Here is a 24,186-nt window from a genome sequence, read left to right on the forward strand (position 1 = left end):
GCCGCTGAACCGGCCGTGCCGCACCCCGCCTCGTGCGGGGTGCGGCACGGCCTTCCGGTGCCGGACCGGTTCAGTGGCGCAGGTAGCGGGTCAGCCGTTCCAGCAGCTGGGCGGCCTCCTGGAGGCTCTGCGCGGTGTCGGAGAAGTCCCCGGCGAGCAGTTCCTCCCCGTCCTCGCCGTCCGTCTTCTCCAGCGGGGTCCCGGTGGCGGGCGCGGGGACGCGCGTGCCGCGGTAGCCCACCGGTTCGGCGCCGGGCTCCTGCCGGTAGCCGATGAAGTCGGACGTGCCGGGCGTCGCGGGCGCCTCGCCCCCGTCGAAGAACCGCACGGCGCTGAGCTGGGTCAGATGGTCACCGGCGTTGTCGCTGATGTTCAGCCGGTAGTGACGGAAGACGCCGGAGGTGGCGAGGACGTACTCCTTGGTGTCGTACCGCCGCTGGAAGTGCTCGTTCTCGCGGGTGTCAAGCGTCGTCCAGGTGCGGCCGTCGTGGGAGCCCTCCAGGGTCCAGTCCGAGGGGTCGCGTCCGGTGAAGTCGTTGGCGGAGGTCAGGCTGTAGGCGGTGACCGCGACGGGGTTCTCGAAGGTGAAGGTCACCTCGGGGTCGTCCTCGTGGGCGAGCCACTTGGTGCGGGCGGTGCGCAGCAGGTTCTGGGCGATCTCGCCGGCCGCCTCGAACTCGTCGCTGGCCTCCACCTCGCGCACCTGTCCGGTGATGTCACGGCGCTCGCCCGCGGGCGTGCCGGCGCCGCCGGCGGCCCCGGTGACCAGGGAGAGCGAGGTGGCCCCGCCCCGGCGGTCGCTCCAGGTCACGCGCTCCACCGGGGCGCCGCCGTCGTCGAGCAGCAGGGCGAGGCGGCCGGCCGGGCGCCAGACGCCGTCGTGCTCCTCCTCGGTGACGAAGTGCCGCGACCGGGCCGCGAGCGCGGCGTCCGGGCCGGCCTGCTGCCCGGCGAGCGTGCCGCGCACCTCGCCGAGGGAGCCGTCGGCCGCGCGGACGTGGCCGTGGAAGCCGGACAGGTCGGTGCGGAACGCGACGGCCGACTCGGCGCCGTCGGTGCCGCGCCAGGACAGCCGGGTCGGCGGCTGCTGCGCCGGGCCGGTCCCGCCGGTGGGGGTCTCGCCCTGGTCGAGGTGGAGCAGCAGGGGCGGCCCCGGGTGCCAGACGGGCGCGCCGAGCGGGCGCCGCTCGGTGGCATAGGTCCGCGCCGGGGCGCCGCCCGCGCGGGCCCGCTGGGCGCGCTCGGCGGTCTCGACGGGGTCCAGTGCGAGCGAGCGCAGCCGGATCAGGCCGCCGCCCCCGTCGGCGTTGCGTATGTGCAGCACGTTGACGCCAAGCAGCAGGGCCGCGCGGGGCACGGTGAGGACGTACTCCCGCGGGGCGTCGGGGGTGTCCGCCTCGGGCAGCCGGAGCTCCTTGGCCACCGTCTCGCCGTTCAGTACGACGTCCACCGGCGCGGTGGTGCCGAGCGTCTCCAGCCGCAGGACCGCCTCGGCGGTGTCCAGCTGGTCCGGCACCACGAAGTCGGCCTTGAGGTGGCCGCCGGCCGTCACCACGACGTACGAGGAGGCCACCGCGCAGCGGTGGTGGCGCACGACGGCGTTCGACAGCTCGGCGGGGCGGGAGCCGAAATCGGCGAATACGGCGAAGGCAGAGTCCATCTGCGGTTCCTCACGCTTGTGCGGGCCACCGCCCGGCCGTTCCCGGGCGTCGGTCCCTGGTCGTTCCTGTTGCCGGGGACACTAGCGGCCGGCACTGACAACGGTGTGCGCACCGAGGGGAGTTGGGGGCGTACGGGCACGGTTCCGGGCCGCTTCCGCGACGTGCGCGGCGTGCCGCCCGGGATGCGTCGTGCGTCCGGCGCGCGTTTACTGGCGGCACCGCCGGACCCGGCCGCGCCGGACGGTCCCGGCGGTGTCCGGTGCAGGCCGGCGGGGTCCCGGCGGCGGATCGGGGTAACCGGAGGGTGGCGAGGTACTCGCCGTCGTGCGGTACCCGCGCACCCCCGGTGCGTGTTCCGGTGCACCCAGGTGCATCCCGGCAGCAGAAAGGAAGGCGTGGACGTGTTCACCGTCACCGACATCCGCGAATGGCGAGGGCGTGACGTCCTCGACGCATCCGACAAGAAGCTCGGCACGCTGGAGGCGATCTACGTGGACACCACCACGGACGAGCCCGCCTTCGCCACCGTGCGCGTGGGGATGCCCACCCGGCACCGGTTGGCCTTCGTACCGCTGGCCAAGGCGCAGGTGGGGCCGGAGTACATCCGGGTGGCCTGGGACAAGAGGCAGATCAAGGGCGCGCCCAGCATCGACACCGACGGTGAGCTGCTCGCCACCGACGAGCCCGCCGTGTTCGCCCACTACGAGCTCGAACACCGGCCCGGCGCGACCGGGGAACGCCGGCTGGCCCGGCGCTGACCGCCCACGGGGTCCGGGCCCGCGGGTTCCGTCCCCGACACGAACAAGAAAGGCACGGCCATGGCCGTCTTCCTCTTCCTCGTCCTGGTCGCCGTGGCCCTCGGCCTGATCGGCACACTCGTCGAGGGTCTGATCTATCTGCTGATCATCGGCATCGTCGTGTTCATCGGTGCCCTGTTCCTGGGCGGGCTCCGCCTCGGACGCCGCTCGGGGCGCCGCGTGACCCGCTGAGGCGGTCGCCGCCGGACCCCGGCATCGCGAGGCTCCTCCCGGCAACCGGCGGCGGTGAAGACTGCCGGGTCCCGGCAGCGAGCGCGGACCGGCCGTGGGTGCATGATGCACCCATCGGCCAAGGGGGCCGCGGAGGGAGCGACGGCGATGGCGGGGACGGCGAGCGGCACGCCGCGCGACTGGGGAACGCGGGCACGGTACGGCTTCGGTGTGCTGCTGCTCCTGCTGTCCGCCGGGATGTTCGCGCTGGTGCCCGGAAAGATCGCGGACAAGGACGCCTACCTCTCCGCGCCCGCCTGCCCGGCCGGCGCACGGTCCGCCGACTGCCGGGCGGCGGTCGGGGCCTCCGTCGAGGAGAAGGTGGAGGTGCACGACGGGAAGACCCCCGACTACTACCTCGTGGTCACCTCACCCGGTCCCGGCGGTGAGCGACGCCTGCACATGGACGGACACGCTCCGGTGTACGACGCGGTCCGCGCCGGTGACACGGTCACGCTCACCTCCTGGCACGGCGCGATCCGGTCCGTACGGTCCGGGAATGCCGTCCAGGACACCCGCCTCTCCCCCGTCGACGACTGGCAGATCCCCCTGGGCGTCGGTCTCGCGGTGCTCCCCCTCGGCCTCGTCATGCTGTGGTCCGCATGGGGGTTCCGCCGCTACCGCGCCCGGGGGAACCGGTCCTGGCCGTGGCTGCTGGTCGGGGCCTGGGTGACCGCGACGGTGCTGTGCCCCGTGGGGTTCTTCGCGGGCGCCGCCGGCGGCGACGTCCCGCACGCGCTGCTGATCACGGCGGTGGGTGTTCTCCCGGCGGCGGCCGTGGGCGGTCTGTTCGTGGCGTGGACGCGGCGCCGGCTGCGGCGGGCGGCGGACGTGCGGGACATCGTTCCGATGGTGCCGGTGCGCAGGAAGTGCGTACGGGCCAGCGTCCGGGGAGACGTCGCCGACGGTATGGCAGGCGTGGCCGGCCTCGGGTACCTGCTGGTGGGCGACGGGCGCCCGGCCGTCACCCCGGATCCGTCCGGGCGCTACGGCCTCGTGCCGCTCGCGCCGTCGCTCGTCGTCCAGCGCGTACGGTCCTTCCGGCCCGACGATCCGGCCGGCTGGTCGAGCGTGTACAAGGTGAACGGCATCGTCATCGAGTGCCGGAACGGCGACGAGAGGGTGCTCGTCGCCACGCGGCGGCGCGACGCGTCCCTCGTCCTCGGCGCGCTGGTCGCCGCGCCCGCCCCAGTCTGAGACGGTCTCCGTCGGCGGCGGCCGGAAACAGACCTGGCCGCCGCACCCGTCCGTCCCCGATCCTGTGGGTCACATGGCGTACGGGGCCGGCGGCCGGCCGGGCCCTGCTCAGGGGGTGCTCCGGTGGACGACGCGCAAGGCGACGGGCGGGACGGCGGACAGGGCGACGGACGGGGTGGCGCGCGCAAGGCGGACCGGGGCCGCTCCCCGGCGGCGTGCCCGGTCGGGCGGGCGGACGACGGTACGTGGCAGGTGCGCGAGTACGGCGCGGCCCGGGCCCTGCTGCGCGGCCCCGGCACCGTGCAGGCCGGGCTCGGCGTGGAGACCGTCGAGAAGCTGCCGCGACGCGTACGGCGGCCCGTGCTCTACCGGGACGGTCCCGAACACCGCGAGCACCGGCGCCAGACCGCCCGCTACTTCACTCCCCGCCGGGTGGACACGCACTACCGCCCGGTGATGGAACGTTTGGCAGAGGAGCAGCTCGCGGTGCTGCGCACGGCCGGGGAGGCCGCGCTGCCGGAGCTCGCCTTCGAACTGGCGATCGGCGTGGTGAGCGAGGTCGTCGGGCTGCGGTACGGCCGGCCGGGCATCCGGCGGCGGCTGGAGCGGTTCTTTCCCGAGGAGTTCGGCGAGCCGGGGCTGACCAGTGCGCGGGGTCTGTACTGGCTGGTCCGGCAGAACGTCAACTGGCTGCGCATCCACCTCGCCGACGTGCGCCCCGCGATCCGTGCGCACCGCCGCCGGGAGCACGACGACCTGATCTCCCACCTCCTCTCGGAGGGCTGCTCGGACGTGGAGATCCTCGGCGAGTGCCTGACGTTCGCGGCGGCGGGCATGGTCACCACGCGCGAGTTCGTCTGCCTGGCGGCCTGGCACCTGTTCACGGACGACGCGCTGCGCGCGCGGTACCGGGCGGCGGACGAGGCCGGGCGCCTCGTCGTCCTCCAGGAGCTGCTGCGGCTGGAGCCGGTGGTCGGCTCGCTGCGCCGCCGGGCCACGGCGGACCTGGAGCTGCCCGCGTCCGGCGGTCCGGTCGCGGTGCGCGCCGGGGAGTGCGTCGAGGTACTGCTGGACGAGGCGAACGCCGATCCGACGGCGGTGGGCGCCGAGCCACTGCGGGTCCGCCCCGACCGGACGCTCTCCTTCGGCCCCGGACGGGCCGGACTCTCCTTCGGGGACGGGCCGCACCGGTGCCCCGGCGCCCACATCGCCCTCCTGGAGACGGACGTGTTCCTCGGCCGCCTGTTCGCCCTGGAAGGCGTACGGATGACCGGCCATCCCCGGGCGGCCCTCAGACCCGCGATCGACGGGTACGAGATCCGGGACTTGCGGGTGACCCTGCCGGGCGGGGACTGACCGCCGCACCGCACCGTGCGGGGGTGCCGCACGGTGCCCGGCGCCTGCGTGTCAGTCGTCCAGTGCCTGATTGACCACCGACTGGGCCTCTTCCTGGACCTGCCGCAGGTGGTCGGGGCCGCGGAAGGACTCCGCGTAGACCTTGTAGACGTCCTCCGTGCCCGAGGGGCGCGCCGCGAACCAGGCGTTCTCGGTGACGACCTTGATGCCGCCGAGCGCGGCGCCGTTGCCCGGGGCCTCGGTGAGGACGTCGGTGACCGGCTCCCCGGCGAGCGTGTCGGCGCCGAGCTGCGCCGGGGACAGCTTGCCGAGCCGCGCCTTCTGCTCGCGGGTGGCGGGCGCGTCGATGCGGGCGTAGGCGGGCTCGCCGAAGCGCGCGGTGAGCGCGGCGTAGTGCTCGGAGGGCGTGCGGTCGGTGACCGCGGTGATCTCGGAGGCGAGCAGCGCCAGCAGGATGCCGTCCTTGTCGGTGGTCCACACCGAACCGTCCCGGCGCAGGAACGAGGCCCCGGCGGACTCCTCGCCGCCGAAGCCGAGCGAGCCGTCGGCCAGCCCGTCGACGAACCACTTGAACCCGACGGGCACCTCGACGAGCCGGCGGCCGAGGTCGGCGGCGACCCGGTCGATCATGCTGGAGGACACCAGCGTCTTGCCCACGCCCGCGTGGGCGGGCCAGTCGGGGCGGTGGGCGTAGAGGTAGGAGATCGCGGTGGCGAGGTAGTGGTTGGGGTTCATCAGCCCGGCGTCCGGGGTGACGATGCCGTGCCGGTCGGCGTCGGCGTCGTTGCCGGTGGCGATGCGGAACCGGTCTCGCTGGGCGATGAGGGAGGCCATGGCGTGCGGCGAGGAGCAGTCCATGCGGATCTTGCCGTCCCAGTCCAGCGTCATGAACCGCCAGGTGGGGTCGGCCAGCGGATTGACCACGGTGAGGTCGATCCGGTGCTCCTCGGCGATACGGCCCCAGTACGCGACGGAGGCCCCGCCCAGCGGGTCGGCGCCGATGCGGACCCCGGCCGAGCGGATCGCGTCGAGGTCGAGGACGCTCGGCAGGTCGGCGACGTAGGCACCGAGGAAGTCGTGACGGCCGGTGCCGGGGGCGGCAAGCGCGCGGGCGTAGGGAAGCCGGCGTACGTCCTTGAGGCCGGCGGCGATGATCTCGTTGGCGCGGTCCTGGATCCAGGAGGTGGCGTCCGAGCCGGCCGGGCCGCCGCTGGGCGGGTTGTACTTGAAGCCGCCGTCGGCGGGCGGATTGTGGCTGGGGGTGACGACCACGCCGTCGGCGAGGTGGGAGGTGCGGCCCCGGTTGTACGTGAGGATGGCGTGCGAGACGGCCGGGGTGGGGGTGTAGCCGTCGGCGCTGTCGATGAGGACGGTGACGTCGTTGGCGGCGAACACCTCCAGCGCGGTGACCCGGGCGGGCTCGGACAGGGCGTGGGTGTCGGCACCGAGGAAGAGCGGGCCGTCGGTGCCCCGGTCGGCGCGGTACTCGCAGATGGCCTGGCTGGTGGCGGCGATGTGGTCCTCGTTGAACGCCGTCGCCAGGGACGATCCCCGGTGTCCGGACGTACCGAAGGCGACGCGCTGCCCGGGCTCGGCCGGGTCGGGGTGCAGCGCGTAGTACGCGGTCACCAGCCGGGCGACGTCGATCAGGTCCTCGGGCTCGGCCGGCTTGCCGGCTCGTTCGTGCAGCATGCGCCCACTCCTCCGCATCGGTCGTGCGTTCGCTCGCGCTCTCATCTTCCCCCGCCGGGGTGATGTGCACGTACGGGGCGGACGCCGGCCGTGGCGCGGGTGGGGCCGGGCGCCGGCGGGCAGGGCCCGCCGGCGGCCGGACGGAGGGACCGGGGCAGAGCGCGAAGCGCCGGGCACGCCCCGGGGGCGGCCCCTCAGAAGCGGCCGCCGGTGAGCCGGGTCAGGGGGCCGTGGGTGTGGCGTGCCGAGCGGCGGCCCACCGCGTACGAGGCGGCGGTGAGCGCGGTCAGCCCGGCGCCGACGCCGGCGGCGACGGCCTTGCGCTGGGCGATGACCGTCCAGGCCGTCCGCGCGGTGGCCGCGACCTGCCCGGTCGTGGCGACGACCGCCTGCCGGCCCGCCTCGACGCCCTTGGCCGCCGTCTGGGCGGCCTGCGCGGCCGCGCCGGCCGCGCGCTCGGTCCCGGCCCGAGCGGCCGACGCGGCGTCGGACGCCTTGCCCGCGGCGGCCTTCGCGGCCCCGGAGGCGGGGGCGGTCGCCTTGTCGGCGGTCCCCCGGGCCTTGGCACGGGTGGCCGCGGCCGCCCCGGACTTCGCCTGCGTGGTGTTGTTGGGTTTGGAGTTCGATGCAGTCATGAACTCCGCCTTGCCGCTCACCCGCACGTCAAACAGCCCCGGGTGACGGGGGGTTCGCTGCGCGGGAGGAACGGGCGGGGCGCGCCGGTTCGGCTTCCCCGCACCGCCTCAGCCGAGGCCCGGACCGGCGAGGGTCTCGGTGACCTGTGCGCGTACCGCTTCCCGGGCCGTGGCGGGGAGGGCGCCGAGGGGCGTGTCCCGCAGGGTGTCGAGTACGGCTTCCGTGCCCGCGCCGCAGTCGGCGGACTCGCTGATCACGTCGTAGCCGTCACGGACGGCGACGCGGAGGAGGCGACCGCCGTCCTCGCCGTCCGCGTGCACGGCGGCGGCGACCACGAAGGGCGGCGGTCCGCCCGCGTCGCCCGGCAGTTTGCGGTAGCCGCTGGTGAGCGGGGCGCGCCAGTGCAGGCCGAGCAACAGGGGCCGCTTGGCGACGAGTTCGGCGAGGTCGGTCTCGTAGGGCCGGTCGGTCGCCAGCACCCGCGCCCGGGCGTCCAGGACGAGTGCGGCGGGCAGCAGACAGCGCAGGGTGCTGCCCACGATGTTGCCGCCGACCGTGGCGGTCCGCCGCACGGCGCCGGTCCCCACCGAGCCGGCCGCCCGGCGCAGCACCTCGGGCACCCGGTCGTCGACCTGGTGCAGCAGAACGGCCGCGCCGAGCTCCTCGCGCCCGACCACGTTGGCCTCCGGCAGCTTGCGCAGCGACACGGCGCGCTCGGGGAAGCCGTCCCGCTGCCAGGTGGCCCAGACGAGGGTCGCGCCGCCGACCGGCACCGCCCCCTCGGCGAGGGCCTGCTGTATTCCGGACACGGTGGTGGGCAGAGACAACAGCACGGCAGCCGACCTGCTTTCCTGCGAGGGGGTGGGCGGACCGCCGGCACCCCGGCCACGTGATCGCCGACACCGCGCATTCTCCCGACGCCCGCGGGGGCGCGTCCAGGTCTCACTGTCTGAATCCGTGCGCCCCTCATGCGCTGCGCACGTCCGGCCGAGCCGGTTCCGGGCGGGTCGCGCCGGGGCCGGGCCCGGGCGGATGCGCCCCCCTTGATCGATCAAACGAACAGTGTGGTTAGCATATGAGCGCCTGCTAGCTCGATCGAGAGATAGTTCTGTGACTGACAACGACGGTTCGTTCACCCACTGGAAGCACCGCGAGGAGATCGCGGAGTCGATGATCCCGATGATCGGGAAGCTGCACCGGGAGCGGGACGTCACCGTCCTGCTCCACAGCCGCTCCCTGGTGAACAAGTCGGTGGTCAGCATCCTCAAGACCCACCGGTTCGCCCGGCAGATCGCCGGCGCGGAGCTGTCGGTCACCGAGACGCTGCCCTTCCTCCAGGCGCTGACCACGCTCGACCTCGGCCCGTCCCAGATCGACCTCGGCATGCTCGCGGCGACGTACAAGGAGGACGACCGCGGCCTGTCGGTGGCGGAGTTCACCGCCGAGGCCGTCGCCGGGGCCACCGGCGGCAACAGGATCGAGCGCCGTGAGCCGCGCGACGTGGTGCTCTACGGTTTCGGCCGCATCGGGCGCCTGGTCGCGCGGCTGCTCATCGAGAAGGCCGGCTCCGGCAACGGGCTGCGGCTGCGCGCGATCGTCGTGCGCGGCGGTGGCGGCGGGGTGGGCGAGGACCTCGTCAAGCGGGCCTCGCTGCTGCGCCGCGACTCCGTGCACGGCCAGTTCCAGGGCACGATCACCGTCGACGAGGCGAACGGCACGATCACCGCCAACGGCAACGTCATCAAGGTCATCCACGCCGACGACCCGTCCTCGGTGGACTACACGGCGTACGGCATCAAGGACGCCCTCCTCATCGACAACACCGGCAAGTGGCGCGACCGCGAGGGACTGTCGCAGCATCTGCGGCCCGGCATCGACAAGGTGGTGCTCACCGCGCCGGGCAAGGGCGACGTCCCCAACATCGTGCACGGCGTCAACCACGACACCATCAAGCCGGACGAGCGGATCCTGTCCTGCGCGTCCTGTACGACCAACGCGATCGTGCCGCCGCTGAAGGCGATGGACGACGAGTTCGGGGTGGAGCGCGGGCACGTGGAGACGGTGCACTCGTTCACCAACGACCAGAATCTGCTGGACAATTACCACAAGTCGGAGCGGCGGGGGCGGTCGGCGCCGCTGAACATGGTGCTCACCGAGACGGGGGCGGCGTCGGCGGTCGCCAAGGCCCTGCCCGATCTGAAGGCGCGGATCACCGGGAGTTCCATCCGGGTGCCGGTGCCGGACGTCTCGATCGCGATCCTCAACCTCCAGCTCGGCCGGGAGACCAGCCGCGAGGAGGTCCTCGACCATCTGCGCGAGGTGTCGCTGACCTCGCCGCTGAAGCGGCAGATCGACTTCACGACGGCGCCGGACGCGGTGTCCAGCGACTTCGTGGGGTCGCGGCACGCCTCGATCGTGGACGCGGGGGCGACCAAGGTCGAGGGCGACAACGCGATCCTGTACCTCTGGTACGACAACGAGTTCGGGTACTCGTGCCAGGTGGTGCGGGTGGTGCAGTACGTCTCGGGCGTGGAGTACCCGACGTATCCGGCGCCGGCGGTGTGAGTGCGCGGGGGCGGGACGGTTCTTCCTCGCCCCCGCCGCCCCTGCCCGCCCCACCCTGAAGGGGCTCCGCCCCTTCGACCCCGGACGGCCCCGGCCGACCCAGGGGCGCGGGGAACTGCGCGACAAGCCACGACGCACCCGCAGCCGGCCGCGCTCACGAGCCCCCACCCCCTGTCACCTCCCCGCCGTACTCCCCCGCACCACCAGCCTCGTCGGTACCAGCGTCGTCCCCCGTTCCTCCCCGTCCTGGCGCATCTTGCGCAGGACCGCCCGGACGCAGAGCCGGCCCACCTCCGCGAAGTCCTGGTGGACCGTGGTGAGCGGGGGGAGGAACGACGTCGCCTCGGGGATGTCGTCGAAACCGATGACGCTCACCTCCTCCGGCACCCGCCGTCCGCTCTCGTGCAGCGCGCGCAACAACCCCAGCGCCATCTGGTCGTTGGCCGCGAACACGGCCGTGCACTCCGGGCGCGCGGCGAGGGCGAGCCCGGCCCGGTAGCCCGACTCCGCCGACCAGTCCCCCCGCACGGGTTCCGGCACCGTACGGCCCGCCCCGGTGAGCTCCGCGCGCCACGCGTCCGTACGGCGCTGCGCGGCGAACGACCCCTCGGGCCCGGCGAGATGCCACACGGTCTCGTGCCCGAGGTCGAGCAGATGACGCACGGCGGCACGCGTGCCGCCCGCCTGGTCCGTGTCGACGACCGTGTAGTGCTCGCCGGCGTCGGAGTCGACGACCACCACCTGGACGTGCGGCGGCAGGGTGATCGTCGCCGCGTCCAGCAGGTGCACCTCCATGATGACGATGACCGCGTCCACCGCGAGTTCCTCGAGGCGGGAGAACGCGCCCCGCACCTCGTCCTGGGTGGGCACCGCGACCGGCAGCAGCGTCACCGCGTACCCCTCGCGGGCCGCCGACTGGGCGATCGCCTCCAGGGTGCGCACATTGCCCGTGGTGGACAGCGTGAAGGTGATGACACCGATGGTGCGGAACTCACCGCGCTTGAGCGCGCGGGCCGCGCTGTTGGGCCGGTAGCCGAGCTCCTTCATGGCGGCGAGCACCTGCCGGCGGGTCTCCTCGTTCACCCCCGCATAGCCGTTGGAGACCCGGGAGACGGTCTGCGAGGAGACCCCCGCGAGACGGGCCACGTCCGCCATCGAGGCGGTGGTCCGACGCCCGCCGCGCCCCCGCCCACGGGCGCGGCCGTCAACACCCGTACCGGCACCGGCCGTTCCCGCACCGCGTGCCGGAACGGCCACTTCCTCCGGCGTTTCCTCCGCCGTGTCCACTCGTGCCTCCGCCGCCTTCCCGCGCATTCCGCTCCGCCCGAGGACCCTTGACCGTCGTCACCGGGCAGTGTAGACATTCGGCCATCAGATGTTTACGTAAACATAACAGCAGGGACCGGCAGGGACCGTTCTTTCGGCTCGTCGATGTTTACGCAAACATCCGCTGTCAGGCGGTTCCACCCGGCGCACGCACGAACGAGGAACGGACACATGACGACGCTGCAACCCCCGGCGGCCACCGGGCCACGGCCGGCCCCGCCCCCGGTGCGACGGGACCGCCGCTCCTGGACGGGGTGGGGCTTCCTCGGCCCCTTCGTGGCCGTGTTCGCCCTGGTCTTCCTCGCCCCGATCGCGTACTCGCTCTATCTGAGCCTCTACCGCACCCAGTTGATCGGCGGCACCACCTTCGTCGGCCTGGACAACTACCAGCAGGCCCTCCAGGACGACCAGTTCTGGGCCGCGCTCGGCCGGGTCTCGCTCTTCCTCTGCGTCCAGGTGCCGGTCATGCTCGGCATCGCCCTGCTCGTGGCCCTGGCGCTGGACAGCGGACGGCTCTACGGCCGTGCCTTCTTCCGCATCTCGATCTTCCTGCCGTACGCCGTGCCCGCCGTCGTCGCCACCCTGATGTGGGGCTTCCTGTACGGCACCCGCTTCGGCCTGGTCGGCGACATCAACGACGCGTTCGGCGTCCAGCTGCCCGACCCGTTCTCCCCGCATCTGATCCTGGCGTCCCTGGGCAACATCGTGACCTGGGAGTTCGTGGGCTACAACATGCTGATCTTCTACTCGGCACTGCGTGTCGTCCCGCATTCGCTGTACGAGGCGGCGGAGATCGACGGCGCCGGGCAGATCCGGGTCATCACCGCCATCAAGCTGCCCGCCATCCGCGGCGCCCTCGTCATCGCGACGATCTTCTCCATCATCGGCAGCTTCCAGCTCTTCAACGAGCCGAGCATCCTCAAGCCGCTGGCGCGCAACGCGATCACCACCGACTACACCCCGAACTTCTACACGTACTCGCTCTCCTTCTCCGGACAGCAGCACAACTACTCCGCGACGGTCGCCATCGTCATGGGGCTGATCACCATGGTCATCGCCTATGTCGTCCAGCTGCGCGGCATGCGCAAGGGAGCGTGAGGCAGCGATGACCAGCCCCGTCACCACCGTCCCCGACCGCTCCCCCGCCACCTCCTCGCGCACGGCGCGCTCGGCACCCCGGCTGCGCGCCCCGCGCCGTCCGCACTCCCCCGGCAGGCCCCGGCGCAGTGTGCTGCTCACCCTGCTCACCGGCCTCGTCCTGCTGTACAGCCTGGTGCCGCTGCTCTGGCTGCTGATCAGCGCCACCAAGACGCAGGAGGGGCTGGCCCATTCGTTCGGGCTGTGGTTCGACAGCGACTTCGCGCTGTGGGACAACATCGGCCAGACGTTCACGTACGACGACGGCGTCTTCACCCGCTGGCTGCTCAACACCCTGCTGTACGTGGTCCTCGGCGCCGGCGGTGCCACCCTGCTCGCCGTGCTCGGCGGCTACGCGCTGGCCAAGTTCCAGTTCCCGGGCCGGCGGGCGGTGTTCGCCGTGGTGATCGGCGCGGTCGCGGTGCCGGGTACGGCGCTGGCGGTGCCCACCTTCCTGATGTTCAGCAACATGGGGCTCACCAACACCCCGTGGGCCGTCATCATCCCCTCGCTGATCTCACCGTTCGGCCTGTATCTGATGTGGGTGTTCGCCTCCGAGGCGATCCCCACCGAGCTGATGGAGGCGGCCCGCATCGACGGCGCCGGCGAGCTGCGCACCTTCTTCACGGTGGCGCTGCCGCTGCTGGCGCCCGGCATCGTCACCGTCTCGCTGTTCACCATGGTCGCGACCTGGAACAACTACTTCCTGCCGCTGGTCATGCTCAAGGACCCGGACTGGTATCCGCTGACCCTGGGCCTGAACAGCTGGAACGCCCAGGCCGAGACCGCCGGCGGCCAGCCGGTGTTCCACCTCGTCGTCACCGGTTCCCTGCTCACGATCGTGCCGCTGATCGCCGCGTTCCTGCTGCTCCAGAAGTACTGGCAGTCCGGGCTCGCCGCCGGAAGCGTCAAGGAATAGCGCAGCCCTCACCCACCCCCGCGCCACCCCCCGTTGTCCCGTCCCTTCACGAAGTGGAAGCACACCCATGCCCAAGCACCCCGGCCGCCTGCTGCGCGGCATAGGTCTCCTCTGCGTCCTCGCCCTCGGGGCGACCGCCTGCGGCGGCTCCGACTCCGACGGGGGGTCGAGCGAGAAGTCGGTCTCCGCCGCGGACATCCAGGCGGCCCTGAAGAAGGGCGGCACCCTCACGGTGTGGGCGTGGGAGCCCACGCTCAAGCAGGTGGCGGCCGACTTCGAGAAGGCCCACCCCAAGGTGAAGGTCAAGCTCGTCAACGCGGGCACCAACAACGAGGAGTACAAGGCGTTGCAGAACGCCATCTCGGCGAAGAAGGGCGTCCCGGACGTCGCCCAGATCGAGTACTACGCGCTGGGCCAGTACGCCCTGACCAAGGAACTCACCGATCTGAAGTCCTTCGGTGCCGACAAGCTCGCCGACACGTTCTCCCCGGGCCCCTGGAACGGGGTGAAGGCGGGCGGCGAGGGCATCTACGGGCTGCCCATGGACTCCGGTCCGATGGCGCTGTTCTACAACAAGAAGGTGTTCGACAAGTACAAGCTGAAGGTGCCGACCACCTGGGACGAGTACGTCGACGCCGCCAAGAAGCTGCACAAGGCCAACCCCAAGGCGTACATCACCAACGACGCCGGTGACGCCGGCTTCACCACCAGCATGCTGTGGCAGGCCGGTTCGCGGCCCTACAAGGTCGACGGCACCAAGGTGGGCATCGACTTCACCGACGCGGGCGCCAAGAAGTACACCGGCACCTGGCAGCAGCTCCTCGACGACAAGCTGGTGGCCCCGGTCAACAGCTGGACCGACGACTGGTACAAGGGCCTGGGCGACGGCACCATCGCCACCCTCGCCATCGGCGCCTGGATGCCCGCCAACCTCGCTTCCGGGGTGAAGGACGCCGCCGGTGACTGGCGCGTCGCCCCGCTGCCGCAGTGGACCGCGGGCGCCAAGGCCAGCGCGGAGAACGGCGGCAGCTCGCTGGCCATGCCCTCGCTCGGCGGCAACGACGCGCTCGCCTACGCCTTCCTCGAGTACGCCAACGCCGGCAAGGGCGTGCAGACGCGCGTGGACAACGGGGCGTTCCCGGCGACCACCGCGCAGCTCAACTCGAAGGAGTTCCAGGACACGAAGTTCCCGTACTTCGGCGGGCAGCAGGCCAACAAGGTGTTCGCCGAGTCGGCCGCCGACGTCGCCGACGACTGGTCGTACCTGCCCTACCAGGTGTACGCCAACTCGATCTTCAACGACACCGTCGGCAAGGCGTACGTCTCGGACACCACCCTCACCGAGGGGCTGAAGAGCTGGCAGGACGCCTCGCTCAAGTACGGCGAGGAGCAGGGCTTCACCGTCCAGAAGTAGGGCCCGTCGTCCGGCTCAGTCCGCAGCCACCCGCGACCGTACGCACACGGGGGCGGTGCGGTGATCCCGCGCCGTCCCCGTGCACACGCACATCGGAAGGACCGCCATGATCTCCACCCTCCAGTCCCGCGCGCGGAGCGGGCCGGACGGTGCCGCCGCCCCCCGTCTCGCCTACGGCGCCGACTACAACCCCGAGCAGTGGCCGCGGGAGGTGTGGGAGGAGGACGTCCGGCTGATGCGGGAGGCCGGTGTCACCGTCGTCTCCGTCGGGATCTTCTCCTGGGCGCGGCTCCAGCCGACCGCCGACACCTGGGACTTCGGCTGGCTGGACGAGGTCATGGACCTGCTGCACGCGGGCGGCATCGGGGTCGACCTGGCCACCGCCACCGCCTCCCCGCCGCCCTGGCTGACCACCGCGCACCCCGAGATCCTCCCCGTCACGGCCAACGGCGAGACGCTGTGGCCGGGGGCGCGCCAGCACTGGCGCCCCACCTCCCCCGTCTTCCGCACCCACGCGCTGCGCCTGGTGCGCGAGCTGGCGACCCGGTACGCGGACCATCCGGCGCTGGTCGCCTGGCACGTCAACAACGAGCTGGGCTGCCACAACGTGTACGACTACTCCGACGACGCGGCCCGCGCCTTCCGGGACTGGCTGCGCGCCCGGTACACCACCCTTGACACCCTCAACCACGCCTGGGGCACGGCCTTCTGGTCCCAGCGCTACAGCGACTGGGACCAGATCCTGCCGCCGCGGCTGGCCGCCTCGCACCCCAACCCCACCCAGCAGCTCGACTTCAAGCGGTTCTCCTCCGACGCGCTCAAGGACCATCTGCGCGCCGAGCGCGACCTGCTGCGCGAACTGACCCCCGGTGTCCCCGTCACCACCAACTTCATGGTGATGGGCGGCACCAAGGGCATGGACTACGCGGACTGGGCGGAGGAGGTCGACTTCGTCTCCAACGACCACTACGTGGTGCCCGGGCCGCAGGACCGCGACGAGCTGTCCTTCGCCGCCAACCTCACCAGCGGCATCGCGGGCGGCCGGCCCTGGTTCCTCATGGAGCACTCCACCAGCGCCGTCAACTGGCAGCCGGTGAATCTCGCCAAGCGGCCCGGTGAGATGGCACGGGACGCGCTCACGCACGTGGCGCACGGCGCCGACGCGGTGTGCTTCTTCCAGTGGCGGCAGTCCGCGGCCGGTGCGGAGAAGTACCACTCGGCGATGGTGCCGCACGCCGGGGCGGACAGCGACCTCTTCCGGTCGGTGACCGAACTCGGCGCCGTGCTGCGGACGTTGGCGCCGGTCGCGGGCAGCGAGCGGGAGCCGGCCCGGGTCGGCATCCTCTACGACTGGGACTCGTGGTGGGCCAGCGAGCAGGACTCGCACCCCACCTCGCTGCTCGACTACCACCAGGAGGCGCTGGACTGGTACTCGGCGCTGCTCGCGCTCGGTGTCCGTGCCGACCTCGTCACCACACGTGCCGACCTCGGCCGGTACGGGGTGCTGATCGCGCCCGTGCTGCATGTCGTGCCCGCCGGGCTCGCCAAGGAGCTCACGCGGTACGCGGAGCAGGGCGGTCACCTGGTCACCACGTACTTCTCCGGTGTCGTCGACGAGAACGACCATGTGTGGCTGGGCGGTTACCCGGGCGCGCTGCGGGAGCTGCTCGGCATCCGGGTCGAGGAGTTCGGGCCGTTGCTGGCGGGAGAGGTGGTGGAACTGGACGACGGCATGTCCGGGACGTTGTGGACCGACCGGATCGATGTGACCGGTCCGGGCACCGAGGTGCTGGTGCGGTACCGGACGGGTGAGCAGGCGGGGCGGCCGGCGGTCACCCGGCGGGTGACGGGGGGCGGGTCGGCGGCGTATGTGTCCACGCGGCTCGGGGTGGAGGGGCTGGCTGGGCTGCTGCCGCGGTTGCTGGAGCCGGCGGGGGTGGGGAGTGAGCTGCCGGAGGGTGTGCGGGGGCGGGTCGAGTTGGTGGTGCGGCGGGGAGACGGGGGGCGGTTCCTGTTCCTGGTGAACCGGACGGAGGGGACGGTGTCCGTGCCGGGGGTCGCGGGCGAGGTGCTGCTCGGCTCCGCCGATGGGGAGGGGGCGGTCGCGCTCGGTCCGCGGGGGGTGGCGGTTGTGCGGCAGGCGGTGGTCTGACGGTGGCGGGGCGGGGTTTCTCGCCCCCGCCACCCCTACCCGTCCCCTCCTGAAGGGGCTTCGCCCCTTCGACCCCCGCACGGGGCTTCGCCCCGTTTCGCGCAGTTCCCCGCGCCCCTAATCGCCCGGGCCCGGATCGGGTCGAACCGGTGTCGTGATGCCCGCTCTCGCCGCTTCCAGTTGTGCGGCGAAGGCGATGCCCAGGAAGAGGGCGATGCCGGTGAGGTTGGCCCAGAGGAGGAGCGCGACGAAGGCGGTGAGGGGGCCGTAGAGGTCGCCGAAGGCGCTGCTCTTCTCGACGTACAGGGCGAGCAGCCATGTGGCCGCGACCCACAGGACGAGGTGCACCGCGGAGCCGAACGCGAGCCACGTGTAGCCCGGCTGGTCGCGGCGCGGCGACCAGCGGAAGATCACCGCGGAGGCGACCCAGGCCAGGACCAGGCCGACCGGCACCTCCAGGACGTGCCACCAGGTCGGCCCGTGGTCGCCGTGCCCGAACGCCCGCACGACCGCGTCGCCGACCGCCTCGCCGGCGACGAGGACGACGAAGCCGAGCACCATCGGCATGCCCGCCGCCAGGGCGAGGAGCAGTGCGCGGGCGTACTTGCGGGGGAAGGGGCGGTCGCGTTCGATGCCGTAGATGCGGTTGGCGCCGCGCTCGACCTGGCCCATCGCGGAGGCGAGGTTGAGCAGGGCGAAGCCCAGGCCGGCGCAGAGGGCGAGGACGCTCCAGACACTGCCGTGGGCGGTCTGCCGGGTGCGGTCGAAGGCGCCCTCGACGAGGTCCGCGCTGGCGCCCGGCACGATCCGCCCGAGGGTGAGCTCGATGACACGGCCCACCCCCTCGGTGTGGGCCGACGTGGCGAGCCCGACCAGGGCGACCGTGAACGGCACCATGCCGAGGACGACCTGGAAGCCGAGCGCGCGGGCATGCGTGAAGCCGTCGGCGTAGCGGAAGCGGGCGAAGGAGTGGACCAGCAGCCGCACGCCCCCGTACCGGCGCAGTGCGGTCAGCGCCTCGTCTCCGGAGAGTTCCTCCCCGATCATGTCCCGGGTCTGCGGGACGTGGACGGCTGTTCCCATGGGCGGCGGCTCTCCTCGGTCCGTGGAGGTGCGTGCGGGTGCGTACGCGTTCGTATGGTCCTCGTTCGTACGGGTGCCCCGGGACCGGCTCCGTCGCGCATCCGGGTACGGTGCGGCGGGCCCTCAGTCGGGCAGCGCCAGCCGGCGTTCCTCTCCCGGGCGGACGCGGAGCGCGTGGCCGGCGACGTGGACGTCGAGGGGCGCGGCGGCGGAGGGCGGCACCTCGATCTCCACGAGCCGGTGTTCCAGCCGCAGCCGTACGCCCCAGTGGTCGTGGTGGCGCAGGGTGAAGCCGTAGGAGGAGAGCTCCGGGAGTGGCACGGGGTCGAGCCGGAGGGCACCGCCGCGGGTCCGCAGGCCGGGCAGGCCGCGCTGGACGAGGTCGAGGGTGCCGGCCATGGCGCCGAGGTGGATGCCCTCGCCGGTGGTGCCGCCCTGCACGTCGGCGACATCGCCGCGCAGCGCCTCCTGGACGTAGGTCCACGCCTCGGTGCGGCGGCAGCGGGCCAGGACCCAGCCGTGCACCAGTCCGCTGAGGGTGGAGCCGTGGCTGGTGCGGGCCAGATAGTGGTCGACGGTGCGGCGCCAGAGATCGTCGTCGAAGCGGTGGCCCAACCGCGCGAAGAGGGCGACGAGTTCGTCCGGCGGGAAGAGGTGGCCGAGCATGAGGACGTCGGCCTGTTTGGAGGCCTTGTAGCGGTTGACGCTGTCGCCCTCCGCCTCCAGGATCCGGTCAAGGCGGCGGATGTCCCCGTAGCGGGCGCGGTAGCCGTCCCAGTCGAGTTCGGCGAGGTCGGCGTAGCCCTCGAACTGGCTGATGACACCGTCGTGGAAGGGGATGCGCAGGGTGCGGGAGACCTCCTCCCAGCGCTGGAGCTCGCCGTCCTCGAGACGGGTGTTCTCGGTGAGTTCGCGGCGGCGTGGCTCGGGGAGCGACCGCAGCAGTTCCAGGGTGCGGGTGAGGACCCAGGCGGCGGTGACGTTGGTGTAGGCGTTGTCGTCGAGGCCGGGGCGGCCGGCGTCCGGGTAGGCGTCGTGGTACTCGTCGGGGCCCATCACACCGAGGATGCGGTGCCGGCGCGTGGCCGGGTCCCAGGTGGCGGAGTCCGCCCAGAACCGGGCGATCTCCAGCAGCATCTCGGCGCCGCCGGTGTGCAGGAACTCGGTGTCGCCGCTCGCCTCGCAGTACTGCCACACGTTGTGCGCGATCGCCGATCCGACGTGGTGCTGGAGATGGGAGTGGTCGGGCAGCCAGCGGCCCGAGCGGGGGTTGAGGTGCAACCGCTGGGTCTCCTCCCGGCCGTCGCTGCCGCTCTGCCAGGGGTAGAGCGCGCCGCGCCTGCCGAGGGCGCGGGCCGCCGTGCGGGCGGGCTCCAGGCGCCGGTGGCGGTAGGTGAGCAGGGCGCGGGAGACCTCGGGGAAGTGCAGGTTGAGGTACGGCAGCACGAACAGCTCGTCCCAGAAGACGTGGCCGCGGTAGGCCTCGCCGTGCAGCCCGCGCGCGGGGACGCCGACGTCGAGGTCGGCGGTGTGCGGGGAGAGGGTCTGCAGGACGTGGAAGAGGTGCAGTCGCAGGATGTGGCCGGGTTCGCCGGGGACCTCGAGCCGGGCCCTGCGCCACAACTGCGCCCAGGCCGCGCGGTGGTTGTCCCGCAGCTCCGGGAAGCCCGGGGCCCCGGCGGCCCGTTCGGCGGCGGCGCACAGCGGGTCGCTGATGGCGGGGTCGCGGGAGGTGTGCAGGGCGACGGTCTTGTCGACGACGGCCGTGCGGCCGGGCTCCAGGCGCAGGCGTGCGGTGTGCAGGGCGCGGGGGTGGGCGTGGTGGACGGTGACGGGGGCGTCCGCCGCCATGACGCGGGCGGCCATGCCGATCCGGATGTCGGAGGTGCGGGTGCGGCAGCGCAGCCATGCGGTGTCGGGGGCGGTGGGGGCGGTGCCGGTGTGGACGTGGGTGAGGTGGCGGCCGTCGAGGTCGCGGTAGCGGGGGACGCCCGCGTTGGTGACGCCGCCGTCGAGGGCCGACTCGACGTCGAGCTCGGTGGCCGCGCCTTCCACGGTGAACTCGGTGCGCAGGGCGGCGAGCTGGGGGTCTGCCATGGAGACGAGGCGGTGCTGGCGTACGTCGAGGGCTGTCCGGCCCTCGTCGAGGGCGTAGCGGGTGTGGCGTTCCAGCAGGCCGGAGTCGAGGTGGAGGGTGAGGTGGTGGGCGAGGACGGGGGTGGTGTCCGGGGTGAGCCAGGCGCCTTTGGCGGGGCGGAAGCGGAGGGGGAGCCAGTTGGGGAGGTTGACCATGTCCTCGTTCTCGACCTGGCGGCCGGCGACGTCGGAGGTGAGGCGGTCGTAGCAGCCGGCGAGGTAGGTGCCGGGGTAGTGGACGTCGTCCGCGTCGCACTCGGGGAGTGCACCGCGGGTGGCGAAGCGGCCGTTGCCGAGGGTGGTCAGGGATTCCCGGAGGCGTTCGGCGGTGGGCTCGTATCCGGTGTACTCCCAGGTGTGGGGGGTGGCGGTGCCGGCGGCGAGGGGGGTCCGAGGGTCCATGACGCTCCTGTCCGCCACGGGGGGTGCCCCACGGCTCTTTCGCCCCCGCCGCCCCTACCCGTCCCATCCTCAAGGGGCACCCCCAAGGGGGCTCTGCCCCCTGGAACCCCCGAAATGCCTCGGGGCTGTGCCCCCGAACTCCCGGCCCATCCCGGCCAACTCAGGGGCGCGGGGAACTGCGCGGCCGGCCCCGTCCCACCCGCAGCCGCCAACCTGCCGCACCCCCCGGGCTCTCCCGCGCCTCCCGCCCCCCCACTCGGTCCCTCTCCCCGGGCTTCGCGGGGAGGGGCCGAGGGGCGAGGCCCCGGTCAACCGGCTTCGCCGGGGCCGCCGGTGGCCTTGTCGCGGGCCTCGTGGGCCGCGTCCTCGCCCACCTCCTTCAGACCCCGCGCCGTGTCCTGGCCGGCGGCCCGCGCCTGTTCCTTCGTCGTGCGCGCAGCGTCCTGCGCCGTCGACTTCACCGCGTCCACCGCCTCCTGCGCCGGCTCCCGCAGCTCCTCCTTGACGTCCTGCGCCGCCTGCGCCGCCCCCCGCTTCACGGGGCCGAGCAACTGGTCGGAGTGCTCCCGCAGTTGCCGTCCCGCCCGCTCCTCCGCCTTGGTCGGCGGCAGCAGCGCCGCGGCGAGCATGCCGGCGCCGAAGGCGATGACACCCGCCGCCAGCGGACTGCCCTCCGTCCCCCGCCGCACCTGCTCCGGTGTCTGCTGGATCGCCTCGCCGACCTGCCCGGCGGCATGTTCCGCCGTCCCGGCGACCTGCCCGGCGGCCGACCGCGTCGTGTCGGCGACCTGGCCCGCCGTCGAGCGGGCCGCGCCGGCGACGCTGCCCGCCGCCTGACCGGCTCCGCCGGCGACCTGGTGCGCGGTGTCCGTCATGCTCGACGCGGCGTCACGGGAAGTGCCCATCACGCGCTCCTTCATGTGCGTCATCCTGGTCCGGGTGGCGGCGGCCCGGCGCCGGGCCATCCGCCGCGGGCCCATCCGGTCCGCGAGGAGATCGACGTTGCGGGCCAGATGCGCGCGCCGGTACTCCACGTCGGTCCTCAGCTGGTCGGGTGTCGTGCCCATTGCGCGTCCTCCTTGAGGGTCTGCACGGTCTGTTCGGGCTTGACGTGGACGGCCCGCAGCCGGGCCCGGCCGGTGGTGTACAGCACGGCGCCGGCCACCGCCCACACGGCGGTGACGATGAGCGCCGCCCAGGCGAGGTCCATGACGTTGGCGAGGGCGAACATGACCGTGAGGCTGCCCATCAGCAGGACGAGGTGCCCCGCGTATCCGGCGCCGCCCAGCAGGCCGAACGCCTTGCCGGCCTTCGTCGACTCCTGTTTGATCTCCGCCTTGGCCAGTTCGATCTCGTCGCGGACGAGCTGCGACAGATCGCTGCCGATCTCGCCGACCAGGTCGCCGAGCGACGGCTCGGCCCCGTCGGCCGAGGGCGTGACCGGTTCCTGCGGCGCGTAGGGCCGCGCCGTCCCCGGTTCCCAGTAGGAGGTGGCCATGGCTCAGCCCCCTCGCGTCGGCCGCCCGGGCGGCGCCGGCTCGGCACCCTCCCCCAGCGGCGCACGGGACGGTCCCTCGCCGTATCCCGGCCGTTCCGCGTATCCCGGGGGCTCCCCGTACCCCGGCCCCTGTCCGTACGCCGGGCCCTCCCCGTACCCCACGCCCTCCCGGTCTCCCCCGCCTTCCCCGTATCCGGGGCCCCGTCCGTATCCCGGGCCGCCGTAGGACGGCCGGGCCTCCCCGTAGCCGTACGCGGGGTCCTCGAAGCCGGTGTACGGGGTACCGCCCGCGCCCGCCGGGCGGCCGCCCGGACCGGCACCGTCGGTGAGGGCCGCGTGGCCGTCCTGCCCGGCGGCGCCGACGCCCTTGCCCGCCCGGGCCAGGGCGAACCCGGCCACCGCGGCCCCGGCGAGGAAGACGCCGGGGCGGCGCCGCGCGAAGGCGCGCAGGTCCCCGAGCAGGCCGTCGGGCCCCCGCTCCTCGAGCCGGGCGGCCACCTTGTGACCGCCGTCGGCCATCTGCCGTACGACACCGGCGGCACTGGACTCGCGCCCACCGCTGTCGCCCATGACGCGCAGCTCGTCGGAGAGCTTGCGCACGTTGTCGGCGAGGCGCCGGGTCTGGACGTCCGCCTGGTCCTGGAGCTGCTCGCGCAGCTCGTCCACGAAGTCACGGGCCTGGGCGGTGGCCTCGCCGGCCACGTTCCCCGCCTGCTCCTTGGCCGTGCCGGCCACCTCGGCGGCCTTGTCGCCCACCAGTCCGGCGCCCTCGCCCGCCTTGTCCTGGGCTGTTTTCGCCACTGCCGCCGGTGTCCCCCGGTCCGGGCGGCTGGTGCTCTGGAAGTCGCTCAAGGCTCCTCCTGGTCGCTAGAGCGTCGAGAGAGCGTTCCGCAGCGGTATGCCACGAATATCCCTTTTGCAGGGATACCGGGTGCCCGGGCCCGAATGGGGGAAACAGCCGGCCTCGGAAGGGAGGGCTCAATACCCCCACCGCTCCGCGATCTCGCGCGCCCTGCCCGTCAGAATCTCCGTGCCGGGGTGCGCGCGCCCCGGCTGGACGCGACCCGAGAGGATCTTCTCACTGCGGTCGCCGAGGTTGGGCAGGTACGGGCCCTGTTCCTGGTCCCCGTACCGGAGCATCCCCGGCTCCCACTCCAGGCCGAGCCAGTCGCACAGCCCCCGGGTGGCCTTCTCGGGGTCGGCGGTGAGGTCCTCGTAGCGCACGGTGCGGCACAGTGCGGGATCGAGGGTGCGACGGGCCTCCTCCAGCGGGAGCAGGTACTTCAGGACGTTGCGCGCGTTCTCCTCGGACGTGGCGGTGTTGCCCTTGCGGTTGTCGAGCGAGCTGATGATGCCCGCCGGGTGCCGGTGCAGGAGGAGGAAGCGGGCCCCGGGCCAGGCGTAGTGCAGACGCTGCCAGGCCCAGACGTTGCCGGGAGTCTTGTCGACGACGACGTCCTTGCCGCTGCGCTGGAGTTCGACGTGCAGGACGCGGTCCCAGAGCAGATGCTCCATCTCGGCCTTGTCCAGGTCGAGTTCTCTCATGGAGCGCTCGGAGAAGTCCGGCGTCAGCCGCACTTCCACGCTGCGCAGGTGCAACTCGTGCGGAGCGCGGATCCGGGAGTGGCTGTTGAGCAGCATCCGCAGCAGGGTGGAGCCGGAGCGGACCGGGGCGAGGACGAAGACGGGGTCCTCGACCAGCCTCGGCGCCCGGGGCACGGTGGTCTCGACGGCGATCGTCCGCTTCGGCGGCCGTCGGGCCGGTGCCGCGGCCCGTGGCCCGGGAGCACTCCCGTCACCGTCCCGCTGCGGAGGCCGCAGGGCCTCCTTCAGCAGCCGGCCCCGTCGTCGTATGCCTGTGTGCAGGGTTCCCACGCGCAACTCCTCGCCTTTGCTCGTGGGTGGGATTGTTCACGGGGAACTCTTACCCGGGCTGTGATTTCTTTTTACCTTCGGTGAGAATCCGCGCGACGACCGCCGCCGG

At 73.0% G+C, this 24,186-nt stretch carries 20 protein-coding genes; 9 read left to right on the forward strand and 11 right to left on the reverse strand.

Annotated elements, in window-relative coordinates:
- Window positions 1-70 precede the first annotated feature (70 nt).
- Window positions 71-1,660 (reverse strand): discoidin domain-containing protein, encoded by a 1,590-nt coding sequence (locus OIE12_RS01875; protein WP_329130969.1) that lies wholly within the window; start codon window positions 1,658-1,660, stop codon window positions 71-73.
- Window positions 1,661-2,062: 402 nt separating this feature from the next.
- Between OIE12_RS01875 and OIE12_RS01880 the strand changes: the two genes are divergently transcribed.
- The 4 genes from OIE12_RS01880 to OIE12_RS01895 all read left to right on the forward strand — a co-directional run bounded on the left by OIE12_RS01880 (window position 2,063) and on the right by OIE12_RS01895 (window position 5,242).
- Window positions 2,063-2,419 (forward strand): PRC-barrel domain-containing protein, encoded by a 357-nt coding sequence (locus OIE12_RS01880; protein WP_329141700.1) that lies wholly within the window; start codon window positions 2,063-2,065, stop codon window positions 2,417-2,419.
- 60 nt (window positions 2,420-2,479) lie between these two features.
- Window positions 2,480-2,650, forward strand: coding sequence for a hypothetical protein (locus tag OIE12_RS01885; RefSeq protein ID WP_329130971.1), 171 nt, complete (start codon window positions 2,480-2,482; stop codon window positions 2,648-2,650).
- 102 nt (window positions 2,651-2,752) lie between these two features.
- Window positions 2,753-3,886 carry a hypothetical protein gene (locus OIE12_RS01890; protein WP_329130973.1) on the forward strand — a complete coding sequence of 378 codons (1,134 nt, stop codon included), beginning with the start codon at window positions 2,753-2,755 and terminating at the stop codon, window positions 3,884-3,886.
- 123 nt (window positions 3,887-4,009) lie between these two features.
- On the forward strand, window positions 4,010-5,242 hold the full coding sequence (locus OIE12_RS01895; RefSeq protein ID WP_329130976.1) for a cytochrome P450: 1,233 nt from the start codon (window positions 4,010-4,012) through the stop codon (window positions 5,240-5,242).
- A gap of 51 nt (window positions 5,243-5,293) precedes the next feature.
- Here OIE12_RS01895 and pgm read toward each other — a convergent pair whose 3' ends face one another.
- From pgm to OIE12_RS01910, 3 genes are all read right to left on the reverse strand, one after another.
- A complete protein-coding gene (gene pgm, locus OIE12_RS01900; protein ID WP_329130979.1) occupies window positions 5,294-6,934 on the reverse strand; it encodes a phosphoglucomutase (alpha-D-glucose-1,6-bisphosphate-dependent) in 1,641 nt (546 codons plus the stop codon).
- 194 nt (window positions 6,935-7,128) lie between these two features.
- The gene (locus OIE12_RS01905) at window positions 7,129-7,569 is read right to left on the reverse strand and encodes a hypothetical protein (protein WP_329130981.1); all 441 of its coding nucleotides are present in this window, start codon (window positions 7,567-7,569) and stop codon (window positions 7,129-7,131) included.
- Between the two features lie 108 nt (window positions 7,570-7,677).
- Window positions 7,678-8,403 (reverse strand): FAD binding domain-containing protein, encoded by a 726-nt coding sequence (locus OIE12_RS01910; RefSeq protein WP_329130983.1) that lies wholly within the window; start codon window positions 8,401-8,403, stop codon window positions 7,678-7,680.
- 277 nt (window positions 8,404-8,680) lie between these two features.
- Between OIE12_RS01910 and OIE12_RS01915 the strand changes: the two genes are divergently transcribed.
- Window positions 8,681-10,135, forward strand: coding sequence for a glyceraldehyde-3-phosphate dehydrogenase (locus tag OIE12_RS01915; RefSeq protein WP_329130985.1), 1,455 nt, complete (start codon window positions 8,681-8,683; stop codon window positions 10,133-10,135).
- 174 nt (window positions 10,136-10,309) lie between these two features.
- Here OIE12_RS01915 and OIE12_RS01920 read toward each other — a convergent pair whose 3' ends face one another.
- Window positions 10,310-11,290, reverse strand: a complete 981-nt coding sequence (locus OIE12_RS01920; protein WP_329130987.1) for a LacI family DNA-binding transcriptional regulator — start codon at window positions 11,288-11,290, stop codon at window positions 10,310-10,312.
- A 342-nt stretch (window positions 11,291-11,632) separates the two neighbouring features.
- Here OIE12_RS01920 and OIE12_RS01925 point away from each other — a divergent pair, with 342 nt between their 5' ends.
- The 4 genes from OIE12_RS01925 to OIE12_RS01940 all read left to right on the forward strand — a co-directional run bounded on the left by OIE12_RS01925 (window position 11,633) and on the right by OIE12_RS01940 (window position 17,083).
- Window positions 11,633-12,559: a carbohydrate ABC transporter permease gene (locus tag OIE12_RS01925; protein WP_329130990.1), complete on the forward strand. Its 927-nt coding sequence runs from the start codon at window positions 11,633-11,635 to the stop codon at window positions 12,557-12,559.
- 7 nt (window positions 12,560-12,566) lie between these two features.
- Window positions 12,567-13,517 (forward strand): carbohydrate ABC transporter permease, encoded by a 951-nt coding sequence (locus tag OIE12_RS01930; protein ID WP_329130992.1) that lies wholly within the window; start codon window positions 12,567-12,569, stop codon window positions 13,515-13,517.
- A gap of 67 nt (window positions 13,518-13,584) precedes the next feature.
- The gene (locus OIE12_RS01935) at window positions 13,585-14,931 is read left to right on the forward strand and encodes an ABC transporter substrate-binding protein (RefSeq protein WP_329130994.1); all 1,347 of its coding nucleotides are present in this window, start codon (window positions 13,585-13,587) and stop codon (window positions 14,929-14,931) included.
- A 106-nt stretch (window positions 14,932-15,037) separates the two neighbouring features.
- A complete protein-coding gene (locus OIE12_RS01940) occupies window positions 15,038-17,083 on the forward strand; it encodes a beta-galactosidase (RefSeq protein WP_329130996.1) in 2,046 nt (681 codons plus the stop codon).
- Window positions 17,084-17,200: 117 nt separating this feature from the next.
- Here OIE12_RS01940 and OIE12_RS01945 read toward each other — a convergent pair whose 3' ends face one another.
- The 6 genes from OIE12_RS01945 to OIE12_RS01970 form a co-directional block, all read right to left on the reverse strand.
- Window positions 17,201-18,166, reverse strand: coding sequence for a YihY/virulence factor BrkB family protein (locus tag OIE12_RS01945; RefSeq protein ID WP_329130999.1), 966 nt, complete (start codon window positions 18,164-18,166; stop codon window positions 17,201-17,203).
- 123 nt (window positions 18,167-18,289) lie between these two features.
- Window positions 18,290-20,704 carry a glycoside hydrolase family 65 protein gene (locus tag OIE12_RS01950; protein WP_329131002.1) on the reverse strand — a complete coding sequence of 805 codons (2,415 nt, stop codon included), beginning with the start codon at window positions 20,702-20,704 and terminating at the stop codon, window positions 18,290-18,292.
- A 308-nt stretch (window positions 20,705-21,012) separates the two neighbouring features.
- Window positions 21,013-21,771 (reverse strand): DUF3618 domain-containing protein, encoded by a 759-nt coding sequence (locus OIE12_RS01955; protein ID WP_329131004.1) that lies wholly within the window; start codon window positions 21,769-21,771, stop codon window positions 21,013-21,015.
- A complete protein-coding gene (locus OIE12_RS01960; RefSeq protein WP_329131006.1) occupies window positions 21,747-22,202 on the reverse strand; it encodes a phage holin family protein in 456 nt (151 codons plus the stop codon). Before OIE12_RS01960 ends, OIE12_RS01955 begins: the two co-directional genes overlap by 25 nt.
- A gap of 3 nt (window positions 22,203-22,205) precedes the next feature.
- A complete protein-coding gene (locus tag OIE12_RS01965; RefSeq protein ID WP_329131008.1) occupies window positions 22,206-23,054 on the reverse strand; it encodes a hypothetical protein in 849 nt (282 codons plus the stop codon).
- A gap of 126 nt (window positions 23,055-23,180) precedes the next feature.
- Complete coding sequence (locus OIE12_RS01970) at window positions 23,181-24,077, reverse strand: sulfotransferase family protein (protein WP_329131010.1); 897 nt, start codon at window positions 24,075-24,077, stop codon at window positions 23,181-23,183.
- Window positions 24,078-24,186 lie beyond the last annotated feature (109 nt).

Origin of the sequence: Streptomyces sp. NBC_00670 (genome assembly GCF_036226765.1) — a bacterium.
Taxonomy (GTDB): Bacteria; Actinomycetota; Actinomycetes; order Streptomycetales; family Streptomycetaceae; genus Streptomyces.